The organism is Mycobacterium sp. 2YAF39 (assembly GCF_052114565.1).
Lineage (GTDB): Bacteria > Actinomycetota > Actinomycetes > Mycobacteriales > Mycobacteriaceae > Mycobacterium.
Genome location: NZ_JBFREZ010000002.1, coordinates 595,763 through 620,928 on the forward strand (window position 1 = coordinate 595,763; position 25,166 = coordinate 620,928).

Consider the following 25,166-nt stretch of genomic DNA (forward strand, 5'->3'; position numbering starts at 1 on the left):
GTCATCACTCGGATTGCAGGCTGCCACCGAAACATCTGCCGCATTCACGAATCATCGCCGGCCGCCCCGTATTACGCGGCCCCACGCCGGCGGCCATGATGCGCTCGACAGGGTGATGGCCGAAGCGACGACGGACGCTGCGGGCTCAGCCAGTGTGTCGGTGATCCTCGGCGTAAGCCCTGATAACGGCGTCGGTATCCCCACCGAGCTGCAAGAATTCCTCGTCGAGCAGCCCGGCTAGGCTGTCGACCGCGGCTGAGAGCATGGCTCCGGCGAGCTGTGTCTGCGGCTGTTCGCTGGTGGCAGCCTCGTTAGCGATCTGGGTCGCGTATTGGAGCGAGTATGCCAATGATGCGTCGGCTTCTAGGTCGCGAAAGTAATAGGTCGCACCGTACTGCGTGAAGTCGTTTCGGGCCTCGACGACTGCGCTGGCGAGTCCAGCGAGGACGTCGGTGGGAACACTGTCGATCGCCAGCTCGGGGTTGACTCGACGTGCCTCCCTCAGAGTCGAGAGTTGAAGCGCCAGAACGCGTCTACGATGGAGAGCAGGGTAGATCTGGAGAACCCAGGATACGGCTGCTGTGAGAAGCATGAATCCGAACAGCGCCTCGAGCGGCACGATCAGGCGAAGAAGCGGCGACGTGGGCACGATGTCGCCGAACCCGAGCGTGCCGATCGTGACCAGCGATAGATAAAGCGAGTCGAACACGTCGTTGCGGTCACCAGGATTCAACTCCGAGCTGTAGGCGAAGCCGTCCGGCATCTGCGCGAAGTACAGCATCGCCCACCCGAGAATCGCGATGGCTCCCCAGGTCATGACAACCAATGCGATCCCCAGCGGGCCGGTCAACGACGCGATCCGGCGATCGGAAGGGAACAACCGCAGCAGCCACCAGACGAATTTCATCACTTGCGGTGCGATACTGCCGTGCCCTATCGGATGGAACAGCGTGTGAAAGACGTCTCGAACCACCACTGCTACCAGCACGAACCCAACTAGCGCGAATACCCAGTTTGCCACGCCGCTCCTCAGCCACCCGGCCGGCTGGGTGGCGTCATCATGGGCCGCCGAATCCGGCGGACTTGCCGAATCCAGTGGCTCTTCAACATTTCTGAGGCGCGGTCATTTCGATTCTCCGGTTTCAATTATCGTCAGGGCAGAAGCGTTGCCGGTTGATGGGTGACTGACTCGATGTCTTGGGCAGCTACCGCCATCAGCCGCCTTCCCAGATCCGACAGCGCACGTCCGACGGCGAGTTCGTCACCGATCTCGGCGATATCCCGGTCATCGGGATCAAGCCTCGCCGTACCGATACCCACCTCTTCTTTTTCGCGCCAGCGCAGTCGTGCCTTCGCCCGGGTGAGTCCCATGTGCTCGTCGATCGACACGTCAACTGTCCAGTTCTTCGCCACGAGATCCGATCGTTCGCCAGTCATCGCAGTCGTCTCCTTCACTTCGCCAATCCCAACGTGATACGACCACGGCATGACGGCGGCGCGGTAGGGCCCGAAGTCCCCGTCCATCGGGCCGTTCGGCGGCCGGGGTTGCTTTCGCCGCCAGGCAGTGAGAGGGCTACGGCGAAACGTCGATCAGATCAGGGACTAGCGACCCTAGCTGCGTCGCAGGCGGACAGCGCACCGTTAGTTCATGATCAAGAACGGACTGCGGCTAACCGGGGCAACCGCCTTCCTGTACGCCGCGCGGCGGTACTACCGCAACTGGGGCACCACGAAGGAAGAGTGCCAGATGTTTCTGGACGGCGATGACCTCATCGCCGGACCCGTCTTGCGGAGCACTGAAGCGGTGTCAGTGGATGGCCCACCCGGTGCGGTCTGGCAGTGGCTGGTTCAGATGGGCCAAGATCGCGGCGGGCTGTACACCTTCGAGAAATTGGAGAACCTCGCCGGGTTGCGGTACGTCAATGCAGACCGCATTCATCCCGAATGGCAACACCTCGTGCCGGGTGACACCGTCAGGCTTGTTCCCAAGGGCTGGATGGGATTACGCGAAGGATTCGTGCTCGAGGTGGTCGAGGTCGCCGACCAGCAATCCATCGTCCTGCGCGCTACTGCGGGCCGCGAACGGGACCGAGAATGGAACGTGGTGTGGTCGTTCCACGTCATTCCTCATTGGGATGATCGCTGCCGGCTCCTCATTCGCATTCGCACACCGTTACGTCGTCCAGGGCAGCTGCTGGCCACTGAACTCGCGGGACCGGCGACGGCGTTTGTCACACGGGGCATACTGCTCGGCATCAAGCGCCGGGTGCAACAACAGGCTCAGGCCGAGGCATCGGCTGCCAGAGCGAGCGACGATCTACACAGCCTGCACATGGGTAAGTGAGTGTCGTCTAGATAGACGAATTACGTTGCCCCGGTTCAACGCTCGATGTCGATGCGCACCAGCGGCGGCGACTCAGGCGATTGTGAATTCGCGATCCGGCTCAGATCCGAAGCTGAACCGCCGCCCGGTGACGCTCACCGGACGGATACGCACGTAATGCTGCTTGACTGTTGCCGTCCACGGGAGCAATTGAGCCCGTTCGGCTTCGTCGATCTCGGCATCGGTACGCAATGATCGTGCGATTCCTTTGACGATCACGCTCCAGCCTTCAACGGCGTTGTGGTCGTCGACCTCGAACAGCACACTGTGGTTGATCGCCGCGCTCACCAGTTTGGTGCCCTCCGCCGTGCGAAACAACACCGTCCGGTGCTGGACGACGAAGTTGACCGGAAAAATCTCCGGTTGACCGTCGGCGCTTGTGACGAGCCGTCCCAGCGCAGCAGTAGACATGAGATTCCAGCATTCTGTCTCCGGCAGGATGGAGATCGGCTGAGTCGGTGTGGTCATGGCAGCAACGCTACCGAGCGCGCCCGTCGCCGAATGCTGCCGAAAGTCCCAAAATTCAGGTCCCAAGGGCCATGTCGGGACTTACGGCCCGTGATCAGGGACCAAAGCCTCCTCAACCCGAGGTGCGGCATCCCTACCGTCAGTGACGCGAGGCGATCTCTGTGACCTCGCGTCATTCGACTTGGGAGACAACGATGTCCGAAACCGTACTGACGAGACCCGAACCGGCCCGTCCCCCTGCGGCGAAACGTGGCCTCGGACTGGCGGCCCTGACGGCGATCGTCGTCGGATCGATGATCGGCAGCGGCATTTTCGCACTGCCTTCACAGATGGCGGCCAGCGCCGCTCCGGGCCCCCTGCTCATCGGATGGGTGATCACCGGTGTCGGCATGCTCATGCTGGCCTTCGTCTTCCAGACGTTGGCCACCCGCAAGCCCGACGTCGACGGCGGCGTTTACGGCTACGCCCGTGCCGGCTTCGGCAACTACATCGGCTTCACGGCTGCCTTCGGCTACTGGGTGTCTGCCTGGGTGGGCAACGTGGCCTATCTGGTGTTGCTCTTTTCCACCCTGGGCTATTTCTTCGGGGCATTCGAGGGGGGCGCGACCGTGCCCGCGATCATCGGCGCGTCGGTCGTGTTGTGGATCGTGCACGCCCTGACGCTGCGTGGCGTACGGACGGCCGCCTTCGTCAACGTGGTGGTCACCGTCGCCAAGGTGGTGCCCATCCTGGTGTTCATCGCCATCGCCGCAGTCGGATTCAAGGCCGGCCTGTTCAACGCCGACTTCTGGGGCCGCAGTACACAGATCGACGGGGCTCCGCTCGGCGGCACGATGTCCCAAGTCAAGAACATGATGCTGGTAACGGTGTGGGTGTTCATCGGCATCGAGGGCGCGTCGGTGTACTCCCAGCGCGCCGCCACGCGAAAAAGCGTCGGCCGGGCCACCGTGCTGGGGTTCGCCGGCGTGCTGGCGCTGCTGCTCCTGGTCAACCTCCTCTCTTACGGCCTGATGGCCCAGGCGGAGCTCGCAGGCGTGCCCGACCCGTCGATGGCGGGGGTGCTGGAAAACGAGGTGGGCAGCTGGGGAGCGGCGTTCATCTCGATCGGCTTGGTCGTCTCACTGCTCGGCGCCCTGATCGCCTGGGTGCTGCTGTGCGTCGAGATACTGCGCCTGCCCGCCCTCGAACACGTGATGCCGAAGGCGCTCGCCAAGGAGAACGTGCACGGCGCACCGGCGAATGCGTTGTGGCTCACCAACATCTGTGTCCAGGCGATGCTGCTGTGGACACTGGCCAACGAGAGCACCTACCTCAACCTGATCTTGCTGGCCACGTCGTTGATCCTGCTGCCGTACCTGTGGTCTGCGGCGTACCAGGTGATGCTGGCGCTTCGCGGCGACACTTATGAATCCGGTCACGGCCGGACGCGCGACCTGCTCATCGGCATCCTCGGTCTCGTGTACGCCGTATGGCTGGTCTACGCCGGTGGCTGGCAGTACCTGCTCGTTGCTGCGGTCTTCTACCTCGTCGGCACCGCGCTCTATGTCTGGGCCCGCAAGGAAAGCCGGCTGCCTGCGTTCACCAAGCCCGAATGGGGCGTGCTCGCCGTCGTGACACTGACCTCCGTGGCCGCTGTCGCACTGATGGCCACCGGAAGCCTGTCGGTCCTGTGAACGCGACCGAATCCAGCCTCGGCGTCTGGTCTGAGGCGGGCCGACTCCGGCGTGTCATGGTCTGCGCACCGGGCCTGGCCCACCAACGGCTCACCCCGGACAACTGCCATGAGTTGCTGTTCGACGATGTGATCTGGCTGCAGCAGGCGCGCCGCGACCACTTCGACTTCGTCGCCAAAATGGTCGACCGTGGCGTCGAGGTCCTCGAGTTGCAGGATCTGCTCGCCGACGTGGTGGCGAAACCCGACGCGCGCGACTGGGTGCTGGACCGCAAGCTCACCGACGATCTGGTGGGCCCGGGACTCACGCACGACACCCGGGCCTGGCTGAGCGAGCTCGCCCCGGATCGGTTGGCGGAGTTCCTCATTGGCGGCGTCGCCTATCAGGACATGGTCGATGAGGTGGACAGCGGTTTTCTCTCGTTGTTCAACGAGTTGGACCCCGCCGGTTTCATCATCCGACCATTGCCCAACACCCAGTTCATGCGGGACAACTCTGCGTGGATCTTCGGGGGCGTGACGCTGAACCCGATGTACTGGCCGGCGCGGCGGCAGGAGACGTTGCTGACCACCGCGGTGTACAAATTCCACCCGGCCTTCGCCGACGAGAAGTACGAGGTCTGGCTGGGCGACCCCGATGGGCGGCCCACCGACCACGGAATGGCGAGCCTCGAGGGCGGCGATGTGATGCCGATCGGCAAGGGGCTCGTCGTGATCGGCATGGGCGAACGCTCGTCTCATCAGGCGATCACCCAGGTAGCTCGCAACCTTTTCGCCGCGGGCGCAGCGGAGCGGGTGGTCATCGCCAGCCTGCCGAAGACGCGCTCGGCGATGCATCTGGACACCGTCTTCACATTCTGTGATCGCGACCTGGTGACGGCCTACGCCCCGGTCGTCGACGGGATCGTCCCGATCAGCCTGCGGCCCGACGACAGCTCGCCATCGGGGCTCGATATCCGGCGTGAACCGAAGGGCCTGATCGAGACGATCGGTGACGCGGTCGGCGTCGACTTCCGGGTCGTCACGACGGCGGGCGATGTGTACGGCATCCAGCGGGAGCAGTGGGACGACGGTAACAACGTGGTCGCACTCGAGCCGGGTGTCGTCATCGGTTATGACCGCAACACGCTGACCAATACGGCGATGCGTAAGGCGGGTGTGGAGGTGGTCACCATCGACGCCAGCGAGTTGGGCCGTGGCCGCGGTGGTGGTCGATGCATGACCTGCCCGATTCTGCGCGATCCCCTGTACACCTGACCACCGTCCACCAAGGAGACTTCCCCATGGCGTTCAACAATCGCAATCGCAGTCTGCTCAGCCTCGTCCATCACACCGATCGCGACCTGCTGTACCTATTGGATTTGTCCCGAGATCTGAAGCGGGCGAAGTACTCCGGCGTCGGCCGGGCCAGCCTTGCCGGCAAGAACATCGCCTTGATCTTCGAGAAGAGTTCCACGCGTACCCGATGCGCGTTCGAGGTGGCCGCTTACGACGAGGGCGCACACGTGACCTACATCGACCCCGCGTCGTCGCAGATCGGCCACAAGGAGTCGATGAAGGACACCGCGCGAGTGCTGGGCCGGATGTATGACGCGATCGAGTATCGCGGCGCCGGCCAGGAGATCGTCGAGGAGTTGGCGGAGTATGCGGGAGTGCCGGTATTCAACGGCCTGACCGACGAGTTCCACCCGACACAGATGTTGGCCGATGTGCTCACCATGACGGAGCATTGCCCAAAGCCATTGCACGACATTACTTTCGCCTTTGTCGGGGACGGCCGCAACAACGTGGCGAACTCGCTGCTACTGGTGGGCGCCAAGCTCGGTATGGACGTCCGGATCGGTGCACCGCAAGAACTCTGGCCGACTGAGGACCACATGACGCAGTGCCTCGAGTTCGCGGCCGCATCAGGGGCACGCCTCACCGTCACTGACGATCCACTCAAGGCCGTGAGCGGAGTCGATTTCATCTACACCGACGTGTGGGTGTCGATGGGCGAACCGGTGGAGGCCTGGGGAGACCGGATCGATCTGCTTCTCCCGTTCCAGGTCAATTCCGAACTGATGGCCTCGGCTGGCAATCCGCGGGTCAAATTCATGCACTGCCTGCCGGCGTTCCACAACTCGGAGACCGTTGTCGGCGCCAAGATTGCCGGGCAGTATCCGCATCTCGCCAACGGGATCGAAGTCACCGAAGACGTTTTCGAAAGCCCGGCCAATATCGCCTTCGAGCAAGCCGAGAACAGAATGCACACCATCAAGGCCGTCCTAGTGGCCGCACTGAGCTGACGAGGGCCATCCATGCGAATCGTGATTGCCCTCGGCGGCAACGCTCTACTCCGGCGCGGCGAACCGATGACTGCGGCCAACCAGCGGGCCAACATCCGCACGGCGGCTGAGTCCATCGCCGAAGTGGTCCCTGGGAACGAGATCGTCATCGCGCACGGCAACGGCCCACAGGTGGGGCTGCTGGCGCTGCAGGCGGCGGCCTATCACGATCTTGCTCATGGAGTGGCTTCGTACCCCCTCGACGTGCTCGGAGCGCAGACCGAGGCGATGATCGGCTACGTCATCGAACAGGAACTGGGCAACCTACTGCCGTCCGATCAGCCGCTCGCCACACTGCTGACGATGATCGAGGTGGACCGCGATGACGCCGCGTTCCTTCATCCCACCAAGCCGATCGGGCCGGTCTATGACCGGGAGACCGCCGAGGCACTCAAGACCGCCAGCGGCTGCACTATCGCGCCCGACGGAGACAAGTTCCGGCGAGTTGTCGCCAGCCCAAAACCGAAGAGGATCTTCGAGATTCGCGCGATCCGCGCGCTGGTGGAGCTGGGCACCATTGTGATCTGCGCGGGCGGGGGCGGGATTCCGACAATGTATGACGAAGACGGCACGCTCCGCGGTGTCGAGGCCGTCATCGACAAGGACCTCGCCTCGGCGCTGTTGGCCGAGCAACTCGACGCCGACCTCCTCGTCATCGCCACCGACGTCGACGGGGTGTACACCGGTTGGGGAACCCCGGACCAGGATCGCCTAGGCGCGGTGACCGCCGAAGTGCTGGCCGCTCTCGACCTCCCAGCGGGTTCAATGGGTCCAAAGGTTCAAGCCGCGTGCGGCTTCGCGCAAACTACCGGCAACGAGGCGGTCATAGGGTCGCTGGCCGATATCGCCAAAATAGTCGCCGGCGACGCCGGTACCCGCGTAAGGACTTGACCGCGTTCGCTCCCGGAATGTTGTATTACGTGATCGATGAAATGCAGACCGGCTGCCCGGGAGGACGTTTCAGTAAGCGAGCGCCAGCACCTCGTCGAAGCTGGCAGCAAGGCAGTCGAACAACACGTCGTGGTCGGGGATCGCATTGGTATCCATGTTGATACCGATCGCGCAGGTGTCGACGTAGGACAACAGCGTGACGTTCAAAGCCGCTCCGATAGTGGGCGCAAACGCATACTGCATTCGCACAGCGGCACCTGCGAGGAAGACAGGTATCGGAATGCCGGGCACATCACTGGCCACGAAGTCGACGTGCCGCAGTACCGACCCGATGTACCAGCGGGGCATCAGGTTTAGCGCACCGGCGATGGATTGGGTGTAGGAAAGCGACTTCTCGCTGCGCATCTTGCTGGTGCGATCGTGAATGGTGCGGATGCGCTGCGCCGGGTCGACTGTGCCCGCAGGAACATCGAATCGCATCAGTGTCGCCCGGTTTCCCCCTACGGGGTCGTCGGCCGTCCGCAGGCTGATCGGCATCGACACCGAGAGGTCTTCGACGGACTCGCCGTGCTTCTCGTGGTAGCGCCGCAGCCCACCCGTGATCGCAGCGATGAAAGCGTCGTTCAGTGATCCACCGGCAACGGCGCCGGCCCGGTGAAGGGTGTCCGTGGACACGTTGAGCGCCGCAAGCCGACGAATCTTGCCACGATCGCGCATGATTGGTGATCCGGGCTGGCTTATGGGGCGAATTGTTCGATACACCGACGCCACGGCTGAGCCGACGGCCGAAAGCGTCTGCACGGGGCGTCGAATGCCGTTCACGAGAAGCGCGGGCGCAACCTTGAACGAAGCGGTCAGGATCGCCGAGGCGAGCCCGGCGTCGTAGGACATCATGTCGAGAACACCGGTCAGCGGTCCGACGGCGGTCGGTATCGGAACGCGCGGCATACAGGGACGGTCGTCACAATCCTCAGTGCGGTCGTACAGGGTCATCGCGATTTGCACTGCGCCGATCCCGTCGGTCAGCGCATGATGCAGCTTGCACAGCAACGCGGCACCGCCGTCGGCCAGTCCGTCGATCAGGGTGACTTCCCACAGCGGACGTGCTCGGTCGAAGTCGGCCATCGCAGCCACCCGCGCCATGTCGAGGAGGGTGTCCATGGTGGCCGGTTGCGGAGCGGTCACGCGCCGCAGATGGAACGCGAGATCGAAGTCGGTATCGAGCTGCCAGCGCGGCGGCGCCGGAACTGGCGATGGCGTCACCCGTTTCCGGAATATGGGCATGGTCCGGCTCAGTAGCTCGAACCGCTCGACCAACCGCTCCCAATTCGGTGTCCGGTCGAGCAGGACGAGGGAGACGATGGTCGATCGCAGTCGAGGGTCGCTTTCCATCGACCACATGAAGGCATCGGTGTTGCGCAGGAAGTCGGCCATGGCTACGCGGCGACGGTCACGTCGATGGACAGGTATTCAGCGATGGCGTGTGCAGCGGTCCAATCGCCGGTGCGCACCGTGTGGGCAAGGTCGTCGACCAGCGTGCTGCTGGTATCCAACTCCGCGAGCCACGCCGATACCGTGGCGACGATGCCATCGGCGGATACCCGGGCCATCCGCCCCGCGTGCAGGTTGTCAGTGAGCTGATAGGTTCGCACCCTCTGTGACTTCATCGGGTGGCCTCCTCGTCGAGTGGGACCTGTTGATCAGACCACTGCAGAGCATCGGCGCCGTAGGGGCCAAGGCACAGTCCCTCAGGGGCTTTAGGTCCTGGTTTCCAACGCGTCGGTGGGGCCTATCGGCCGAATGGCTGGGGACCAAAGACTCACGACTGAAGGAGCCCTGCGGCCTTAACGTGCCGTATGTCTTCGATTACTCCCCCGGAAATCGTGGTCGGCGTCGACGGGTCGGCCGCCGCCAAGGTTGCCGTCGACTGGGCCGCACGTGACGCCGCGAGACGCGGCGCGCCGCTCACCCTGGTCCACGTCGTCAGCAGCGTTCTCGGCTCGTTGTCTCACACACCCCTGCCGACCGGCATCGGAAAATGGCAACAGCAGCGGGCCCACGAGGCCGTTGACGAGGCGCTAAGTGTCGTTGCCGCGGTTCAGCGGGACGCCGGCCCCCTGGACGTCCGAACCGAGATCTACTATTCGACCGCCGTTCCCACCCTCGTGGATATGTCGAAGGGCGCGGCGATGGTCGTGGTCGGTAGCCGCGGACACGGTGCAATCGGCAATCTGCTCGGTTCGGTGAGCGCAGGTGTCGTAGCGCACGCGCATTGCCCGGTGGCGGTCATTCACGACGAAGATCCGTTGATGCCGCATCCGGCACAGGCGCCGGTCCTCGTCGGGATCGACGGTTCTCCAACGTCAGAGCTGGCCACCGCGATCGCCTTCGACGAGGCGTCACGCCGGCGCGTAGACCTGATCGCCCTGCACGCATGGACCGAATTCGGAGCGGGCGACTTTCTCGGCATGGACTGGCTGGCGATGAAGTCCTCGGAGGATGCAGCGCTGGCTGAGCGACTGGCCGGGTGGCAGGAGACTTACCCGGACGTGAACGTCAGACGCCTTGTGGTCTGCGATCACGCGGCCCGCAAGCTCGTGGAGCACTCTGAAGAGGCGCAGCTGGTCGTCGTCGGAAGCCACGGTCGTGGAGGATTCGCCGGCATGCTGCTCGGTTCGGTCAGCGCGGCGGTGGTTCAGTCAGCGCGCATGCCGGTGATCGTCGCACGCCAGCCGTAGCCTCGCGCCGAGCGTCATCTCCCGTCGGCGGGACCGCTGGGAGGGACCTAGTGCCCGACCCATCAGTAGTCGGAACTCAATAGCGTCGATACATCAACTGCGGATAGGAGTGCACGATGACTGAGAGCAACTCCCCCAAGCCGATTGTCGCCGCAATCGACGGCTCGGACGCGGCGATCAACGCAGCGCTGTGGGCGATTGACGAAGCGATCGCTCGAAGTGTGCCGTTGCGCCTCGTGTACGTCACGAAGGCGACCCACCCCTCCGCGGAGGACTACTACGCGGACATCCACCACGCGGAGAACTCGATTCGTGCGGCGCAGGACGCGGTCGAGGCCACAGGTCGGCCCGTCAAGATCGAAACCGCAATCCTTTCAGGGTTACCGGCTTTCAACCTGATCGAGGAATCAGAATCTGCCGACATGATCTGCGTGGGATCGGTCGGCATCGGCCGGTCCGCGCTGGCGATACTGGGATCAGTCGCCACCGAACTCGCCGAGAAGGCACAGTGCCCGGTCGCGATCATCCGTCCTCAGGACGAGGTGCCGCGCGATGCCGTCGACTGGATCGTCGTCGCGGCAACGGACGAGCTCGACAACGAATCGGTGGTTGAGAGTGCGATTGACGAAGCGAGGCTGCGCCACGCACCGGTTCTGATGCTCGGTGATCGGGGCGGTCTGGACGAGTGTGTCGAGAAATGGAAGGCGCGCTATCCCGACGTGCACCTCTACCCAATAAGCAATGGGGCCGATGTCGCGCGGTTCCTGAAGAAGCATGACGAATGGGTCCGGCTCGCCGTGATCGACGGCTCACGCGCGGATGAAGTAGTGCAAATTCTCGGACCCCCGGGGCACCCGCTGTTTCACCGTAGGGCGGCCTCGGTGCTGGTCGTGCGGCACTGACAATCGCAGCGGCTACGGAGCTCCGACCACATGTGGGCGGCCTCATGCGCATCCTCGGTCGCGGCCTCCAGTTCGCTGGTCAGTCCTGGGGTTGGCGCCGGCAGATGCGCCGAAGGTCGACCGCCGCGGTGTCATGCATCTGCCGACATGCGTCGTCCATCGCCGTGCGGTCGACAGTGGCCAGCGCACGTTGCGCGTCGGTTTAGCGACCGCTGGAGATCGGTGAAGGGCTCACGCGCCCGCGACCACCATGCCAAAACCGCCCCCTGGTCGGTGGATGCCGGCGCAGAAGGCGCCGCGTGCTGATCGTCACCGCTGATGAATGTGATCGCTGGCCCGGCGCCAGGAGTCGTCCGGCGTCGACTCGATCGGGCTACCGCATTCTCCGCACAACTGCCCACCCGTCCGGGTTCTGTTGGCCCTGAGGACATTCCACCATGATGTCAGCTCCTGACCGCATTCACTTTGAGGAAGCGCTGGATTCCGAATATCTGGAAGACTCGTCGACGCCCGGGCGACAGTTGAGGACCTGCCGTTGCCGCATCGATGATTTCGGGTTCGACGACGTCATATGTGTGGCCGCCTGTCGAGACGGCGGCCTCCCCGGAGGCCTGCACATTGCGCAACCAGTCGACATCTGTTCCGTACGGCAGGGGCACGATGAATCCATTCGCTATCCGGTCGGCCACCACCGGGGTCGCGTAGTGCCGCCCCGACCGACGCCCGGTGTGCCGCATGACCGCCGCATACCAATACCTTCGGCCCGCCAGGTGCATCATCGCCGGATTGAGCACGAGCTTGTTGAAGCTGCGTATTGCGTCCCTGATGGGCGGCGTTTCGGTGAGCATGTCTCGATACTCGTCGGCCACCTCACCTGGTCGAAAGGGCCGACCGGACCAACCCCGCAAGGACTTATGGCATCTGAAGTCCCGGACAACTGGCCAGGCCGTTCGCGCGGTGCGGAAGTGTCCATCTTCGGGGCGAAACAGCCGCGGCGTTAGTGACTTTCGTCTCTAGTGCCGCGAAGGCGACTCGAAAAGGATGGGGACGCGAAATGACCAAAGGATGCCCATGACGCCGACCGAGCCCGCTGAGCGGACTACCAAGGATCTCGACGCCGTCGCCTGTCGGTTTCTGCGATCCGAATTCGCCAGTCAGATCTATGCCGACTGGCCGATCGACCGACGCATCGAAGCCTATCTTCGGCATTACGAAGCCTCCGCGCTCCTCACCGACGGCCACTCCTACAACCTCCTGCTGGAACGCGTCATGGCCAATATCGGTCCGGCCGTGCGCCGTGGTGTCCTTCCGACGCCGGGATCGTAGGTGTCTCCGTGACGACCATTCGCAAGACCGCCAACGACTGGAAAGTCGACCCGAACTTTTCCAACTACGAGCAGACGCGTGCGACGTTTGATCGGTCGATGGTCCCCGACCCATGCGCCGGTATGCCATCCGGCGGCTGCGACATCGCGTATGCGGCGGTGGACCGCACGATCCAGCACGTTCGTGCACTCAAGGTGAAGGTCTCCATCACACCCTCCGACCGACAACGATGACCTAACGCGCCGATAGTCGCCGGTGGCACGGTCACCAAGCCAGAGTCGAACGGCCTGCCGTGCGCACCACGCTTCCAGGGTCCAGCGGCACTCGGCCAAGGGACCAACGACCCTGCTTACGCAGGCGGTGCGGGACATAGCGTGAACAGCGAACACTCCCGAATCGCGAAGGAGAGACGCCATGGACTGGCCGACAGCCGCAGTCCTGATCGCAGTCATCATCGCTGCGATGGCGGTCGCGACCACGTATATCAACGGTCGCTTCTCGAACAAGTAGACACAACCGGTAGAGAAGGAATGCGAAATGTCGGATGACAAAGCGCAGTACGGCATCCTGGCGGGTGTCGACGGATCGCCAGAGTCCGAAGCCGCGATTCGCTGGGCGACCACCGAGGCCATCATGCGCGACCTCCCGCTCACCCTGATGCATGCCATCCCGCCATTGCGTGTCAGCTGGCCAGTGGCTTATCTGGAGTCGAGCTTCGTCGAGTCGCAGGAGGCGAGCGCCCATGAGGTGCTCGCGAAGGCGCAAAAGATAGTTCAGGCAAGCGCGGGTGAATCGCAGCCACCGGCCGTCCGTACCGAGATAAGACATACGGACGCCCCTTCGGCACTCGTCGTCGGGTCGCGCGACGCCTACATGACCGTTGTGGGCAGCAGGGGCATGGGGGCTCTGGGGCGGACCTTCCTGGGCTCGGCGAGCAGCGGTCTGGTTCACCACGGGCACGGCCCCATAGCGATCATCCACGCCGAGGAGTCCCAAGCGCCCGACGTCACCTCACCGGTCCTGCTTGGCATCGACGGATCTCCCGCGTCGGAGGACGCGACGGCGCTGGCATTCGACGAGGCATCCCGCCGAGGCGTGGATCTCGTGGCGTTGCACGCATGGAGTGATGTGGGCGTGTTGCCCGTCCTCGGAATGGACTGGCACAAGTACGAGGATGAGGGACACGAGATACTGGCCGAACGTTTGGCCGGCTGGCAGGAGCGGTATCCCGACGTCCATATCCAGCGCCGAATCGTGTGCGATCAGCCTGCGCGTTGGCTCGTCGACGAATCGCAGAAGGCTCAGCTCGTCGTGGTGGGTAGTCACGGTCGCGGAGGCTTCAGCGGCATGATGCTGGGCTCCATCAGTTCGAAGGTGGCTCAGTCCGCCGAAGCGCCCGTCATCGTCGTCCGGCCTCGGTAAAGCCCGAAATGACCAGCAGCACAGGGGCTATCGTCGTCGGGGTCGACGGCAGCACGGCGGCGATGAACGCCGCGAAATGGGCCGCCGGCGTCGCCCAGAGATTCGAGGCTCCGCTCGAACTGATCAACGGAATACCGGGCCAGGGTCGCCTACTCACCGACGCTGCTCGCGCGATTCGAGCAGCCGCCCTTGTCGAGCATCGCGAACATGCCACTGGGACTCTGAAGGCGACCGAAGATGAATTGCGTGCGGCATTCCGCGGGCTTGCCATATACACATTGCAGTCCGACGAGTCCGTGGACGAGCTTCTGATCTCACGCAGTCGCACCGCTCGTTTGGTCGTTCTCGGTTCGGAGCTGGTTTCACCGGCGGCCGCATTGTTGGTTGGCTCGACAACACTTGCCGTCACAGCACATTCAACTTGTCCGGTAGTCGCATGGCGCGGAAACGACCGAGCGATGACGGAGAATCAACCCATCCTGCTCGGCGTGGACGGCCCGCACACGGGATCCGCGGCATTCCAGTCCGCGTTCGACTTCGCCGATACGTTCAAGGTTGGCCTCAAGGCCGTCCATGCATGGGCGCCGTTTCGACCACCTCTCGGGGCCATGGAACCGTATTTGATCGACTGGGACGGCCTCGAAGCGCTTCAGTGGCAGGAATTGGTCAACGTCCTCGGCCCGTGGGCAAAACGCTATCCGGACGTCGATGTGACGTATTATGTGGAGCCCGAAGGGCCGAGCAGGGCGCTCTTGCGTCATGCCACAGACTCGCAACTGGTCGTCGTCGGCAGCCGTGGTCGCAGTCTTCTGACCGGTGCTGTGCTCGGATCCACCGGCCTGAACTTGTTGCACCATTGTCCGGCTCCGGTAATGCTCTGCCACAGATCGACTGCCGAAGGCTAGCTGTCGCGGAACCTTCAGACACCGCAAGCTTGAGGCTGCACGCTAGTGCTGACGAACGACAAGCACCGGGGTATGTGCGCCCTGCGCCAATGCGGAACTGACCGAACCGAGCAACATCTCGGCGAGCGCGCCGCGCCCGCTATTGCCGACCACGACGAGCTGCGCCGCCTCGGACTGCTGGAGCAGATGGCGCGCCGGGTGCTCGAATTCGACCACAGCTTGCACATTGACCTCCGGATACCGGCATTTCCAGACCGCCAGGCTTTCGGCGAGCATCGTCTCAGCCACGGACTGAAACGCCGACCATTCCATGCCGAAGAAGGACGCGTCGGCATCCCACACGACACGCAGTGCCACCAGATCCACTCCCCTCCAAGACGCTTCGTCGAACGCAATCGCCAATGCCGATTCCGAGGCCTGCGAACCATCGATACCCACCAGCACCGGCAGGCGTGATGGCAAACCCTCGTCGTAGATGACCGCGACGGGACAATGGGCGTGGTGGATCAATCCGGCGCTCACCGACCCGAGTAAGCGGCCATGCCGCCCGGTGCGCCCCCGACGGCCGATCACCACCATCTGGGCGGTCTTCGACAGATCCACGAGGGACGGTACAGGCTTCCCACACAGCAACTCGCTGGCGATTTCCGGGCGATCCCCGCTTGCGGCGGCCACGGCGGCGCTTACGGCATCGGCGATAACATTGCGCGCCTCGTTCTCCTGAATCTCGCGCACCTGCTCGGGGATTCGGCCGGCCGGCCACGCCAATGTCGATGCCGCGACCGACAAGGAGTCCACGACATGAACAACGGTCAGCGGGACATGACGCATCGCTGCCTCGTGCGTCGCCCACGCAACCGCCATTCGTGACGACGGGGACCCGTCGGCGCCGACGACCACACCGTGATGTGAGATCCGCCTGGACATGCGTGCCTCCTAGCGATCGACAACCGTTGATGACGTTACGAATATCGCGGCGACCCTACTGGAGGCATTGGTCCTCGGGAAAAGGGCATACGGCCCCTCCGAGCAGAAATCGGTTCCGCCGCCCGGCCGGCGTCGGCCGAGTGCAGGCGGCGGCCCCTGAGCCGCTAGGGGGTAGCTCCAGGGCCGCCTGATCTTGGGTACGCCCGTGCAGCCGCCAGACGCTAACCGGCCGGCGTGATCAACCCGTAATGCCCGTCGTAGCGGACATACAGCACGGCGGCGCGGCCTTGGGCAGCATCGATGAAGAACACGAACGGCAGCCCGAGAGCATCGAGGCGCTCCGCGGCCTGTTCGACGGTGATGCAGGGTGCCGGGTGTGGGCTGATCGTCAGCCGCAGCTCATATGGTGAAAGCTCCTCCGGTGTGGTGGGGGCCACCTGCGCCAGGCGGTACCCGGTCGGGTCGCCGCGGTAGAGGACACCTGCGATACCGGAGCCTTTCTCGTTGAACAAGTGGAAGTCATAATCGAGCAGGTCCATTTCGAGGGCCGCTTCGTCTACCGAGCATGGCGCCATGGCGAATGAATTGCGTCGGATGACACGACGTTCGTCCGCCGTCCGCGGAAAGTGGCTCGGCCGCCGCGTCGGCCTCGAACCGTGCTGCCATGAGTAGGAACCGGATGGCCGAATGGCGCCCCGGGTGCCTTCCCAGTGTTCGGCGGCGCGCTGAAGTTGGTGACGTAGCCTGGCCGCCAGACGATCAATCGCTTCGCGCGCGGTGACCCCCTCGGCCTGAGCCCGGACGGGCCTGCCCTGCACGTCGAGGTTCGCCTGTGCGACAACCGGGCGCCAGACCGCAGGATCGCAATGCCTTGTCAGCTTGACGTGGGCGCGCAGCACCGGTCGGCGGGAAAGCTCCCCGAGCCTTTCCATCTTGCTCCGCGCATACTCGGCGGCGCCCGGAAGCAAGCCGTGCGTCGTTACGACTACATCGACAGGTGGCGAATCGGTTCTGTGCGTCATGATGTCGTTGATACGCCGCAAATCAGTGCGGATGCGAGGGTCTTCGGTCACAGGGACGGCGACCTTAGTCCCGTTGTCGGCAGAGCGCTGCCGCCCGCCCAGTTCGGTTGGCGCACAGCAGGTACAGCACGCCCGCGATGGCAGATGTAAATCACGACCGGATCCCGGCATCCTCGGCGGCCCAGCGGATTGCCGCATCTGCCGACGGCGAGCCATCGGTTCCGACGACGATCCCGGACTCGGCCGCTATCCGCTCTTGGACTGGCGCTTGATGCCGGCCTGAACCGCGGCGATACGCCCCTTGGCGCGCTCGTCGGCCGCCCGCTGCTCCGCGGCCGTCACCACAAGCGCGTCAGGGCCCGGAAACACAGTCGCCACATGGTCGTTGTGAAGCCAATGGACCACGTACGGGGGTGCACCGTCGGTCGAATGCACCTCCATGATCAGTCCGCGCTCTTCGCGCTGGTCGACAGTGAGGCCCTTCATCACCAACCAGTCGCCAACCCTTGCCTTCATCACACTGTCTCCTTCGTAGGACAGCACCGATCGTTCCTGACGGTTCCATTTGCGTCTCCTCGCATCAGTTAGCGAAGAACCAGTACAGAACAGTTCGTGTGGCGAAGTGCCTTTCGGGCTTCGGGGCCAACGGCTTCGGCCGTCAACACGGGATCATGCGCGTCCACGATCACCAGTTGGTCGATGTTGGCACTCTGCGCCAGGACACCTGCGATGTGGTGCGAGATCGGGAGCGCACAAATCTGGACGCCTGCAGCGTCATCCTCTTGCGCCTCGGCGAGGTACTGGGCGAGCCGCGTGCGCACATCGCGCTTGTCGTCCGAGTCGGTTGTCATCGCCGACGGCCATCGCGTCAGTGCCAACACCGGCGCCTTTCGCAGAGTCGCTTCGTCGATCGCTGCTTGCAGGACGGCGCTGCCGCCGGGCGATTCGTCCACTGCGGCCACGATCCAAAGAGGGTCGGTCAACGGTTTGTGGGGATGGCGGCGCCGGACGACAACCACCGGCGTGGAGGCGACCTGCGCCAGTGCCGCGGCGGTCGATCCGTGCTCATGGTGCGGTGAGTCGTCGATCCCCCGTGAGCCAACGCAGATCAACTGACCCAATCGCGATGCCTCCCTGAGCTGTTCGACGGCATCGCCCTGAAGAATCGTTGATTCGAGCTTGACGACCTCTCCAGTGGCCTCCGCGGCGATCCACGCCTCATGTAGCGCATGCCGGGCATAGGCGTATTCGCGCTCGAGATCCTCGGCGTGCGGATTGACCACGCAGACCAGCAGTATCGGAACGTCGCGGTCAACCGCTTCGTCCACGGCCCAAAGCGCAGCGTGGACCGCATGTTTCGATCCATCGATCCCCACAACGACTGGCAATTTTGAATTTTTCATCACTTGGCTCTTCCTCTGAATTGATGCTCCGATGAAATGTCACCGTGTGCGCCGGTCGATCGGCAGATCATCGTGGGGATCGAGGAATGGTGCAGAAGGTTGAGCCCCGTTGAGCCCAACAGCGAGCCCAACAGCGGCCCGTGCCCTCGGCTACCGATCACCACAAGCTGCGCGTCTCCCGAGTGATGCAGAAGAGCTCGGCTCGGCTTGTCCCGGTCGACCACGTAGTCGACCTGGACGTCTGGATACAACCGTGTCCACGGTGCCACCATCTTCACGAGGTGTTCTCGTTCATCGGCTTTGACAGCGTCCCAATCGATCATGAACGGCAGGGTGACATCGCCCAGCGATCGGCGCGCCGCCCAAGCATGGATTGCGACGATACTCACGCCGAAACGTTGCGCGAGTTCGAAGGCCGCAGTAATCGCCACGCGGCTGTCGTCATCGCCGTCCACGCCGATCACAATCGGCTGAGCGGTCGGCGCGGTCACATCACCACGCCAGGCAACCACCGGGCAGGTCGCGTTCGCTGCGACGGCGACCGTGGTCGAGCCGACCACGATGGCCGCCCCAGGTCTCACTTCGTCACAACCCAGGACGATCAACTGGGCATACTGGCTCAGGTCGATCAACAATCGTTCGATGGAGTCGGACACGTTCGCGGTCGTGATGCGCAATTCGCAGAAATCACGGCGGACGGCCTGTACGGCGGCGGCAAGGGTTGCCGGGGCTGCCTTCTCCGCCGCAGCCATCTCAGACGCCCGTGCCGCGGCGACGGCATCAGACAGATTGTGACCTGGGTACGGCCGGGCATGAACGATATGGAGCGGCGCGCCGAGCTTCGATGCGACCGCCGCAGCCCAACGAGCCGACCCTATAGCGTTGTCGCTGCCGTCCACTCCGACGACGATGGGGCTCACGCTGTCTACCAACAGATCTCACCTCATTTCAGTCTGCATCGTCAGATTGCGAGGCAACAAATTTGGCGCGCCTCGGCAACTGACTCCTCGAGCGGACGTGTGGTGTCGATTAAATGGCCGTCGATTTGGGCAACAATTTCCTTCGCCATCGCGGCTGCGATCCCCGGTGTCGCGTCGGAGTCCGTCACTCCCCTGTTCTGAATCCTCGTCGATGCCTCTTCAAGTGTTGCGGCGCAGGTGAGTTCCACAATCGGGGAATGCGTCTGTGCTGCGATCCGACGGGCCCTTTCACGCTGCACTGGGTCGCGCCACGTGCCGTCCAATACCACCGCCGAACCGCGGCCCAGCAGTGTCCGCGCCCGCCGAAGCACCTCGTCGTACACCGCTGTGACATTGTCCGACGAATAAAGCCCCGCGTCGACGACACCGACCGATCCCGCTATCGCACCAGACTGCTCTAACTGGTGGCGCACTTCGTCGGTCGAAATCACCTCTGCACGAAACTGTTCAGCCAATGCCCTCGACAAAGTGGTCTTTCCGGTGCCGGGGCCGCCGCCGATGACGATGATCTGAACAGTGCCGTCCCGCAAGTGCTCGAGCGCGATGTCCATATGCCGGCGTGCATCGGCGGATGCCTCCGCATGACCCTGTGCAAAGCGAACACAGTCGACCTTCGCGCGCACCACAGCGCGATAGGCGATGTAAAAGTGCACCAGTGCATTCGGGGCAGGGTCCTGGGCGCGCCGACGATAGTCTTCGAGGAAGAAGTCGCCGAGATCCCGGCGGCCGAGAAACTCGAGGTCCATCGCCAGAAACGCCGCATCATCGATGGCATCTACGTAGCGAAGATCGTCGTCGAACTCGAGACAGTCGAGTATTGCCAGTTCCTCAGATGTGCAGAAGATGTCGTCGGCAAGGAGATCCGCGTGACCGTCGACGATATGACGGTCGCTGATGCGCTCGGCGAACAAGTCACCGCGGCCCGCAATGAATTGTGAGGACAACCGCTTCACTTCTCGAAGAGCGATGTCCGGAATCACCGTGTCGGCAAATCGCCTCATTTCCATCAGGTTCTGCTCCCACCGAGCCGAGACAGAGGCTGCCGTTCCGTGGTCGTCGATCGCCTGGCTTCTCGACGCGTAACGGTGAAATGACGCCAACTTCTCCGCAATGGCTTCCAGATGGTGGTGCACCGGCCGATCGCTGGTGATCAGCGAAGCCAAACGCGTCGAGTCGGCGTAGCGTCGCATCACGACCACCGGTTCCGGTGCGCCACCTCTGGGACCGGTGAAGTGCGCCACCCCGAGATAACTGTCTGGGGCGAGCCGGCTGTTCAGTGCTACCTCGCGCTCACAGGCGTTCTCCCGCCGTTCCGGTGTGGTGAAATCCAGAAAGTCCGTGGCGATCGGTTTCTTCGCCTTGTACGCCTTATCGCCGAGGAGGACCACGACGCCCGTGTGCGTCTCCCGCACCTGTGCGTCCAGGTTTCCCGCGAACGCCCCAGGCTCTTCGACGGCGTCCACCGCGGCAGCCATGACGTTCATACCTTGATGTTTCATCCTGCAGCTGCAGCCTGGACAGGGTCCTAAGGCCCGCGCTTGAGGACCATTGACCCTGTTTGCGGCTTTTGGAGCACGCGGAAACTAAGTCCATGCGAGACACGATTGTTGACATCCAAGTGATCAAGGATGCAGTGCAATTGGCTTGCCGCGCGCCATCGCTGCACAATAGCCAGCCGTGGCGTTGGATCGCTGCCGGCAAGTCGGTTCATCTGTTTCTCGACAAGGATCGGGTTCTCTACTCGACCGACCACTCGGGCCGAGAAGCGTTGATTGGCTGTGGCGCCGTACTTGACCACTTCCAGGTGGCAATGGCTGCAGCCGGTTGGACCACGAACATCGACCGATACCCGAACCCGAACAACACGTTGCACCTGGCGTCGGTCGATTTCAGTCCGATGGAATTCGTAACTGACGGACACCGTCGGCGCGCTGACACGATACTGCTGCGACGTACCGACCGGCTTCCGTTTGCCGAGCCGCCGGAGTGGGACACCGTTGAATTGCAATTACGCCGCGCAGTTACCTCTCGTGCAGTGCGTCTGGACGTCATCGCTGAGGAATTGCGCGGGGAGCTCGCGGAGGTCTCGGAGACAACTGAATCCCTACGTCTCTACGACTCGCCCTATCATTCTGAAATTAGTTGGTGGACAGGACCATTCGAGTCTCGGGATGGCATACCTCACAGCGCGTTGGTATCGGCGTCCGAGGGTGACCGTGTCGATGTGGGGCGCCAGTTCCCTGTCACACATAACACGGACCGTCGCTTTGAGGTCGGTCATGACCATTCGAAGGTTCTCGTCCTGTCGACATACGACGAAGATCGCGCCTCCATGCTCCGGTGCGGAGAAATGCTGTCCGCAGTCTTGCTCGAAGCCACGATGGCGGGCCTTGCCACGTGCACGCTGACACACATCACCGAGCTGTGGCCGGGTCGCAATGTCGTCGCGTCCTTGATAGGCCAGACGACCAACCCCCAACTACTGATCCGCATCGGTTCGGCTCCCGAGATCGAAGAGAAGCCGCCGCCGACGCCGCGGAGACCAATCGACGAGGTCTTCGAGGTCCGGCCGAAGGATATCTGACCGCACCAAGGGCTTTCGTCTCTGAATGTCCACCCGAAGACAGGGTCGGTCACTCACTGCCACCGCACAAGGAGCCAACATGCACGATCTATCTCATTCGCCGGCCTCAATCGTGGTCGGCATCGATGGGTCGCGCACGGCACTCGATGCGGCATTGTGGGCCGTCGACGAGGCAGTCAGTCGCGATATCCCGTTACGCCTCGTTTATGCCGTACACCCCGATGATCCCCCGGACGCTGATGTTGGCGATGCAGCAAGGAACCTGGCGGCGGCGGAGATAGCGGTTCGCCACGCGTTCGTAACCGTCGAGTCGACCGACAAGCCGGTCAAGATCGAGGCCGAGATCCTGCAGACCCAGCCGGCGCGTGCGCTGATCGATGCGTCCAGATCGGCTGCGATGATCTGCCTAGGCGACATGGGTCTGAGACACAGCGGATATGGGCAGATGGGGTCCACAGCTGCGGCAGTGGCGGCCTCCGCCCATTGCCCGGTCGCGATCGTCCGCGCGTCTCGTCCTCGCCCGGGGCAAGGCTGGGTGGTCGCCGAGGTCGACGGGTCACCGGCCAGTAACCATGTATTGCAGCGCGCCCTCGACGAGGCACGGCTCCGCGAGGCGCCGTTGCGAGTACTGAACAGCTGGCCCTCTCGGTTCACCGACATCTACGACAGTCGAGCGGTGGCCGATGGCAACAGGCTCGCCAAGGCGCGCCTTGAGCGTCAACTGGCGCAGTGGAAGAAGCGCTACCCCGACCTCGACATAGAGGCCGTTGTGGTGCACGGGAACACTCTGAACTATCTGACGGAATACGCCGATTCGATCCAGCTGCTCGTGGTGGGCCATGAACGCGCCAGCGGAATCAAAAATCTTGTGGGACCGCCCGGCTACGCATCGCTGCATGAAGCCGGTTGTTCGGTGTTGATCTGCCAACCGCAGACCGTATTGTGAGCGGACGTCCTGGCTGCGTTCCCGGAAGAGGGGGCTTCACGTGGTGAAAGTCTTTCTCGTCGATGACCACGAAGTCGTCCGACGTGGGCTGATCGACCTGTTGAGCGCCGATCCTGAGCTCGAGGTGATCGGCGAGGCCGGATCGGCGGCGCAGGCGCTGGCACGGATACCGGCGCTCCAGCCCGATGTCGCAGTTCTCGACGTGCGGCTCCCCGACGGCAACGGCATTGAACTGTGCCGCGATCTGCTGTCTCGGCTGCCGGACCTGCGCTGCTTGATGCTCACGTCATTCACGTCTGACGAGGCGATGCTGGATGCGATATTGGCAGGCGCGAGCGGGTATGTAGTCAAGGACATCAAGGGCATGGAACTCGCCCAGGCAATCAAGGACGTCGGTGCCGGCCGTTCACTGCTGGACAACCGGGCTGCGGCAGCGTTGATGGCAAAACTGCGGGGGGCCGCCGAGAAATCCGATCCCTTGGCCGGTCTCAGCGACCAGGAACGGGTGTTGCTGGATCTGCTGGGAGAAGGTCTGACCAACAAGCAGATCGCTGCCAGGATGTTCCTGGCAGAGAAGACGGTCAAGAACTACGTCTCGCGGTTGTTGGCCAAGCTCGGCATGGAACGCCGTACCCAGGCGGCGGTGTTCGTGTCCAAGCTGGATCAATCCCATCGCAGCACCGAGGAATAGGCACCACTTCAAAGGCATCTCAGGTCGGGCGAACCACCAGAACAGGCATGCGTGCCGACTCTGCAACCGCCAAACTGACAGAACCAAGCAGCATGCCTGCGAACCCGCCCCGGCCGTGACTGCCGACGACGGTCAGTTGCGCCGCCTCGGACCATTCGAGCAACTGGTGCACGGGGCGGTTGAGGGCGACGACGGGCCGCACGTTCACGTCGGGATACCGCTCCCGCCAGCCCGCGAGGCGCTCAGACAGGGTTTCGTTCGCACGCCGCTGCAGAGCAGGCATCTCGGTCTCGGGCAGATCGTATAGCGCGAAGTCGCTCCAGACATGCAAGGCGATCAGGTCGACGCCTCGGCGGGACGCTTCATCGAAGGCGACGGCGGTGGCGGAATCTGATACCGACGAGCCGTCGATGCCTACGAGGACAGGCGCTTTGGCCGGGTCCGTCATCGCGTCCTCGTCATGAATGACTGCGACCGGAGCATGGGCGTGCTGGATGAGACCCCTGCTGACCGATCCGAGCAGCCGCCGGTTGATCGGCCCGGTACCGCGGCATCCGACGACCATCATTTCCGCGTCCTTGGACAGATCTACCAAGGTAGGCAAGGCACCGCCCGTGATCAGCTCCGTCTCAATGTGAATCTGGCGCGAGCCCGCGGTCGCCTCCTTCGCGGTCCTGCTCGCATCACTGAGGATCTCGTGACCCACTCTCGCTAGGCGTGCGACAACTTCGGGCGGCACGGGAATATCCGGCCACATTCGGACGGCCGGTGACTGGATGACGTGGACAATCGACAGCGGAAGCTTGCGCATCGCGGCTTCTCGCGCCGCCCAATCGACCGCTACCGTCGACGGAGGAGAACCGTCGGCCCCCACGAGGATGCCGTGATGCGTTGGGGGGGTTGACATTGCAGACTCCTTCTAGCCAGGGCCTATATGACCGCTGTAGGTGCGACGCTACGTTCAGGCTTGGTAGTTGAGCTCTTGGAGCTCGCGATCCCATTGGATATATGTGCGGTGTGCGAGATGCTCCCGAATGAGACAGGCGCCGCCGACGGCGGTTGCCATAACGACGAACCACACAGAGAAGGCCACGCCCACGGCATCGCTGACCGCGGCACTGGGTGGCGAAGGTGGATCAACCGGCTCGCCGGTGACGTCGTCGACCCAGATGTCGGCTTGATCGCCAACCGTTGCTTTATCAGCCCATTCGACGACGCCGACGTGGTCGCTACCTGCATCAGTCCAGGAGGCCCGGACAAAAAACGAGACATCCTCTGGTCCCGGCCCCACATCGACGGTGCTTTTCTCGAGCGCCGTGGCGGTCACCGCGTGGCGGTGCGCGGCCTCTTGCGCATAGAACCGGATTTGGTTGTCGTACACGGATGTTCCGATGGCACCGGCGACGGGCATAGCGAGGAAAGTGAAGGCGGCTGCGAGAACGAACGCCCACGCCTGGATCCGATCGGTGTTCCTCACCAATGGGTTGCGCCCGACGATTCGGCTCCACCACTGACGCCCCAACGTAATCGTGAACGGTTGCATGACGTCTCTCCCTCGTCTGTCGCCGACCGTGTCTGA

28 protein-coding genes are annotated in these 25,166 nt (G+C 63.5%); 14 read left to right on the forward strand and 14 right to left on the reverse strand.

Annotation, left to right across the window (positions count from 1 at the left end):
• Positions 1–145: 145 nt before the first annotated feature.
• Positions 146–988 (reverse strand): potassium channel family protein, encoded by an 843-nt coding sequence (locus AB4Z42_RS08335; protein ID WP_442008644.1) that lies wholly within the window; start codon positions 986–988, stop codon positions 146–148.
• Positions 989–1,152: 164 nt separating this feature from the next.
• Positions 1,153–1,437 carry a DUF1876 domain-containing protein gene (locus AB4Z42_RS08340; RefSeq protein WP_442008645.1) on the reverse strand — a complete coding sequence of 95 codons (285 nt, stop codon included), beginning with the start codon at positions 1,435–1,437 and terminating at the stop codon, positions 1,153–1,155.
• A gap of 211 nt (positions 1,438–1,648) precedes the next feature.
• Between AB4Z42_RS08340 and AB4Z42_RS08345 the strand changes: the two genes are divergently transcribed.
• Positions 1,649–2,344: an SRPBCC family protein gene (locus AB4Z42_RS08345; protein ID WP_442008646.1), complete on the forward strand. Its 696-nt coding sequence runs from the start codon at positions 1,649–1,651 to the stop codon at positions 2,342–2,344.
• Positions 2,345–2,416: 72 nt separating this feature from the next.
• Here the strand turns inward: AB4Z42_RS08345 and AB4Z42_RS08350 are convergent, their stop codons facing one another.
• Positions 2,417–2,851 carry a pyridoxamine 5'-phosphate oxidase family protein gene (locus AB4Z42_RS08350; RefSeq protein ID WP_442008647.1) on the reverse strand — a complete coding sequence of 145 codons (435 nt, stop codon included), beginning with the start codon at positions 2,849–2,851 and terminating at the stop codon, positions 2,417–2,419.
• 194 nt (positions 2,852–3,045) lie between these two features.
• Between AB4Z42_RS08350 and arcD the strand changes: the two genes are divergently transcribed.
• From arcD to arcC, 4 genes are read left to right on the forward strand one after another with little or no spacing between them, the layout of a single operon-like run.
• Entirely contained in the window at positions 3,046–4,524 is a 1,479-nt protein-coding gene (gene arcD / locus AB4Z42_RS08355) for an arginine-ornithine antiporter (RefSeq protein ID WP_442008648.1), read from the forward strand.
• Positions 4,521–5,780, forward strand: coding sequence for an arginine deiminase (locus AB4Z42_RS08360; RefSeq protein ID WP_442008649.1), 1,260 nt, complete (start codon positions 4,521–4,523; stop codon positions 5,778–5,780). The genes arcD and AB4Z42_RS08360 overlap by 4 nt, the downstream gene beginning before the upstream one ends.
• A 26-nt stretch (positions 5,781–5,806) precedes the next feature.
• Positions 5,807–6,811: an ornithine carbamoyltransferase gene (locus AB4Z42_RS08365; RefSeq protein ID WP_442008650.1), complete on the forward strand. Its 1,005-nt coding sequence runs from the start codon at positions 5,807–5,809 to the stop codon at positions 6,809–6,811.
• A 12-nt stretch (positions 6,812–6,823) separates the two neighbouring features.
• Positions 6,824–7,741, forward strand: a complete 918-nt coding sequence (gene arcC, locus AB4Z42_RS08370) for a carbamate kinase (RefSeq protein WP_442008651.1) — start codon at positions 6,824–6,826, stop codon at positions 7,739–7,741.
• A 69-nt stretch (positions 7,742–7,810) separates the two neighbouring features.
• Here arcC and AB4Z42_RS08375 read toward each other — a convergent pair whose 3' ends face one another.
• Together AB4Z42_RS08375 and AB4Z42_RS08380 are read right to left on the reverse strand one after the other, a co-directional pair.
• Positions 7,811–9,175: a wax ester/triacylglycerol synthase domain-containing protein gene (locus tag AB4Z42_RS08375; RefSeq protein ID WP_442008652.1), complete on the reverse strand. Its 1,365-nt coding sequence runs from the start codon at positions 9,173–9,175 to the stop codon at positions 7,811–7,813.
• 2 nt (positions 9,176–9,177) lie between these two features.
• On the reverse strand, positions 9,178–9,408 hold the full coding sequence (locus AB4Z42_RS08380) for a hypothetical protein (RefSeq protein ID WP_442008653.1): 231 nt from the start codon (positions 9,406–9,408) through the stop codon (positions 9,178–9,180).
• A gap of 189 nt (positions 9,409–9,597) precedes the next feature.
• Here AB4Z42_RS08380 and AB4Z42_RS08385 point away from each other — a divergent pair, with 189 nt between their 5' ends.
• Both AB4Z42_RS08385 and AB4Z42_RS08390 read left to right on the forward strand, forming a co-directional pair.
• Positions 9,598–10,479, forward strand: coding sequence for a universal stress protein (locus AB4Z42_RS08385; RefSeq protein WP_442008654.1), 882 nt, complete (start codon positions 9,598–9,600; stop codon positions 10,477–10,479).
• A gap of 116 nt (positions 10,480–10,595) precedes the next feature.
• Complete coding sequence (locus AB4Z42_RS08390) at positions 10,596–11,381, forward strand: universal stress protein (RefSeq protein WP_442008655.1); 786 nt, start codon at positions 10,596–10,598, stop codon at positions 11,379–11,381.
• 443 nt (positions 11,382–11,824) lie between these two features.
• Here AB4Z42_RS08390 and AB4Z42_RS08395 read toward each other — a convergent pair whose 3' ends face one another.
• A complete protein-coding gene (locus AB4Z42_RS08395) occupies positions 11,825–12,229 on the reverse strand; it encodes a nitroreductase (RefSeq protein ID WP_442008656.1) in 405 nt (134 codons plus the stop codon).
• Between the two features lie 223 nt (positions 12,230–12,452).
• Between AB4Z42_RS08395 and AB4Z42_RS08400 the strand changes: the two genes are divergently transcribed.
• The 4 genes from AB4Z42_RS08400 to AB4Z42_RS08415 all read left to right on the forward strand — a co-directional run bounded on the left by AB4Z42_RS08400 (position 12,453) and on the right by AB4Z42_RS08415 (position 15,034).
• A complete protein-coding gene (locus AB4Z42_RS08400; RefSeq protein WP_442008657.1) occupies positions 12,453–12,707 on the forward strand; it encodes a hypothetical protein in 255 nt (84 codons plus the stop codon).
• 8 nt (positions 12,708–12,715) lie between these two features.
• The gene (locus tag AB4Z42_RS08405; RefSeq protein WP_442008658.1) at positions 12,716–12,940 is read left to right on the forward strand and encodes a hypothetical protein; all 225 of its coding nucleotides are present in this window, start codon (positions 12,716–12,718) and stop codon (positions 12,938–12,940) included.
• 304 nt (positions 12,941–13,244) lie between these two features.
• A complete protein-coding gene (locus AB4Z42_RS08410) occupies positions 13,245–14,129 on the forward strand; it encodes a universal stress protein (protein WP_442008659.1) in 885 nt (294 codons plus the stop codon).
• Positions 14,130–14,137: 8 nt separating this feature from the next.
• On the forward strand, positions 14,138–15,034 hold the full coding sequence (locus tag AB4Z42_RS08415; protein ID WP_442008660.1) for a universal stress protein: 897 nt from the start codon (positions 14,138–14,140) through the stop codon (positions 15,032–15,034).
• Positions 15,035–15,076: 42 nt separating this feature from the next.
• Here AB4Z42_RS08415 and AB4Z42_RS08420 read toward each other — a convergent pair whose 3' ends face one another.
• The 6 genes from AB4Z42_RS08420 to AB4Z42_RS08445 all read right to left on the reverse strand — a co-directional run bounded on the left by AB4Z42_RS08420 (position 15,077) and on the right by AB4Z42_RS08445 (position 20,841).
• Positions 15,077–15,961, reverse strand: a complete 885-nt coding sequence (locus AB4Z42_RS08420) for a universal stress protein (RefSeq protein ID WP_442008661.1) — start codon at positions 15,959–15,961, stop codon at positions 15,077–15,079.
• Between the two features lie 221 nt (positions 15,962–16,182).
• Positions 16,183–16,983: a ribosome hibernation promotion factor gene (locus AB4Z42_RS08425; RefSeq protein WP_442008662.1), complete on the reverse strand. Its 801-nt coding sequence runs from the start codon at positions 16,981–16,983 to the stop codon at positions 16,183–16,185.
• Between the two features lie 246 nt (positions 16,984–17,229).
• Entirely contained in the window at positions 17,230–17,499 is a 270-nt protein-coding gene (locus AB4Z42_RS08430) for a DUF1918 domain-containing protein (RefSeq protein WP_442008663.1), read from the reverse strand.
• 68 nt (positions 17,500–17,567) lie between these two features.
• Positions 17,568–18,386: a universal stress protein gene (locus tag AB4Z42_RS08435; RefSeq protein ID WP_442008664.1), complete on the reverse strand. Its 819-nt coding sequence runs from the start codon at positions 18,384–18,386 to the stop codon at positions 17,568–17,570.
• The gene (locus AB4Z42_RS08440) at positions 18,386–19,306 is read right to left on the reverse strand and encodes a universal stress protein (protein WP_442008665.1); all 921 of its coding nucleotides are present in this window, start codon (positions 19,304–19,306) and stop codon (positions 18,386–18,388) included. The genes AB4Z42_RS08435 and AB4Z42_RS08440 overlap by 1 nt, the downstream gene beginning before the upstream one ends.
• A gap of 41 nt (positions 19,307–19,347) precedes the next feature.
• Complete coding sequence (locus AB4Z42_RS08445; RefSeq protein WP_442008890.1) at positions 19,348–20,841, reverse strand: AAA family ATPase; 1,494 nt, start codon at positions 20,839–20,841, stop codon at positions 19,348–19,350.
• 116 nt (positions 20,842–20,957) lie between these two features.
• Here AB4Z42_RS08445 and AB4Z42_RS08450 point away from each other — a divergent pair, with 116 nt between their 5' ends.
• The 3 genes from AB4Z42_RS08450 (at position 20,958) to dosR (ending at position 23,587) form a co-directional block, all read left to right on the forward strand.
• Complete coding sequence (locus AB4Z42_RS08450) at positions 20,958–21,950, forward strand: Acg family FMN-binding oxidoreductase (RefSeq protein ID WP_442008666.1); 993 nt, start codon at positions 20,958–20,960, stop codon at positions 21,948–21,950.
• Between the two features lie 79 nt (positions 21,951–22,029).
• Complete coding sequence (locus tag AB4Z42_RS08455) at positions 22,030–22,896, forward strand: universal stress protein (protein WP_442008667.1); 867 nt, start codon at positions 22,030–22,032, stop codon at positions 22,894–22,896.
• Between the two features lie 40 nt (positions 22,897–22,936).
• Entirely contained in the window at positions 22,937–23,587 is a 651-nt protein-coding gene (dosR, locus tag AB4Z42_RS08460; protein ID WP_442008668.1) for a hypoxia response regulator transcription factor DosR/DevR, read from the forward strand.
• A gap of 19 nt (positions 23,588–23,606) precedes the next feature.
• Here dosR and AB4Z42_RS08465 read toward each other — a convergent pair whose 3' ends face one another.
• Positions 23,607–24,494, reverse strand: a complete 888-nt coding sequence (locus tag AB4Z42_RS08465; RefSeq protein WP_442008669.1) for a universal stress protein — start codon at positions 24,492–24,494, stop codon at positions 23,607–23,609.
• A gap of 54 nt (positions 24,495–24,548) precedes the next feature.
• Entirely contained in the window at positions 24,549–25,130 is a 582-nt protein-coding gene (locus tag AB4Z42_RS08470) for an Rv1733c family protein (protein WP_442008670.1), read from the reverse strand.
• Positions 25,131–25,166: the final 36 nt, after the last annotated feature.

Bases quoted from the DNA above. Each gene is read 5' to 3' on its own strand.
- AB4Z42_RS08445 (WP_442008890.1), bottom strand. From the start codon at position 20,841: ATGGCTGCCGCGGTGGACGCCGTCGAAGAGCCTGGGGCGTTCGCGGGA.
- AB4Z42_RS08465 (WP_442008669.1), bottom strand. From the start codon at position 24,494: ATGTCAACCCCCCCAACGCATCACGGCATCCTCGTGGGGGCCGACGGT.
- AB4Z42_RS08435 (WP_442008664.1), bottom strand. From the start codon at position 18,386: ATGAAAAATTCAAAATTGCCAGTCGTTGTGGGGATCGATGGATCGAAA.
- AB4Z42_RS08430 (WP_442008663.1), bottom strand. From the start codon at position 17,499: ATGAAGGCAAGGGTTGGCGACTGGTTGGTGATGAAGGGCCTCACTGTC.
- AB4Z42_RS08425 (WP_442008662.1), bottom strand. From the start codon at position 16,983: ATGACGCACAGAACCGATTCGCCACCTGTCGATGTAGTCGTAACGACG.
- arcC (WP_442008651.1), top strand. From the start codon at position 6,824: ATGCGAATCGTGATTGCCCTCGGCGGCAACGCTCTACTCCGGCGCGGC.
- AB4Z42_RS08350 (WP_442008647.1), bottom strand. From the start codon at position 2,851: ATGACCACACCGACTCAGCCGATCTCCATCCTGCCGGAGACAGAATGC.
- AB4Z42_RS08470 (WP_442008670.1), bottom strand. From the start codon at position 25,130: ATGCAACCGTTCACGATTACGTTGGGGCGTCAGTGGTGGAGCCGAATC.
- AB4Z42_RS08395 (WP_442008656.1), bottom strand. From the start codon at position 12,229: ATGCTCACCGAAACGCCGCCCATCAGGGACGCAATACGCAGCTTCAAC.
- AB4Z42_RS08450 (WP_442008666.1), top strand. From the start codon at position 20,958: ATGCGAGACACGATTGTTGACATCCAAGTGATCAAGGATGCAGTGCAA.
- AB4Z42_RS08415 (WP_442008660.1), top strand. From the start codon at position 14,138: ATGACCAGCAGCACAGGGGCTATCGTCGTCGGGGTCGACGGCAGCACG.
- AB4Z42_RS08410 (WP_442008659.1), top strand. From the start codon at position 13,245: ATGTCGGATGACAAAGCGCAGTACGGCATCCTGGCGGGTGTCGACGGA.
- AB4Z42_RS08455 (WP_442008667.1), top strand. From the start codon at position 22,030: ATGCACGATCTATCTCATTCGCCGGCCTCAATCGTGGTCGGCATCGAT.
- AB4Z42_RS08365 (WP_442008650.1), top strand. From the start codon at position 5,807: ATGGCGTTCAACAATCGCAATCGCAGTCTGCTCAGCCTCGTCCATCAC.
- AB4Z42_RS08375 (WP_442008652.1), bottom strand. From the start codon at position 9,175: ATGGCCGACTTCCTGCGCAACACCGATGCCTTCATGTGGTCGATGGAA.
- AB4Z42_RS08420 (WP_442008661.1), bottom strand. From the start codon at position 15,961: ATGTCCAGGCGGATCTCACATCACGGTGTGGTCGTCGGCGCCGACGGG.
- AB4Z42_RS08400 (WP_442008657.1), top strand. From the start codon at position 12,453: ATGACGCCGACCGAGCCCGCTGAGCGGACTACCAAGGATCTCGACGCC.
- arcD (WP_442008648.1), top strand. From the start codon at position 3,046: ATGTCCGAAACCGTACTGACGAGACCCGAACCGGCCCGTCCCCCTGCG.
- AB4Z42_RS08345 (WP_442008646.1), top strand. From the start codon at position 1,649: ATGATCAAGAACGGACTGCGGCTAACCGGGGCAACCGCCTTCCTGTAC.
- AB4Z42_RS08385 (WP_442008654.1), top strand. From the start codon at position 9,598: ATGTCTTCGATTACTCCCCCGGAAATCGTGGTCGGCGTCGACGGGTCG.
- AB4Z42_RS08380 (WP_442008653.1), bottom strand. From the start codon at position 9,408: ATGAAGTCACAGAGGGTGCGAACCTATCAGCTCACTGACAACCTGCAC.
- AB4Z42_RS08390 (WP_442008655.1), top strand. From the start codon at position 10,596: ATGACTGAGAGCAACTCCCCCAAGCCGATTGTCGCCGCAATCGACGGC.
- AB4Z42_RS08340 (WP_442008645.1), bottom strand. From the start codon at position 1,437: ATGACTGGCGAACGATCGGATCTCGTGGCGAAGAACTGGACAGTTGAC.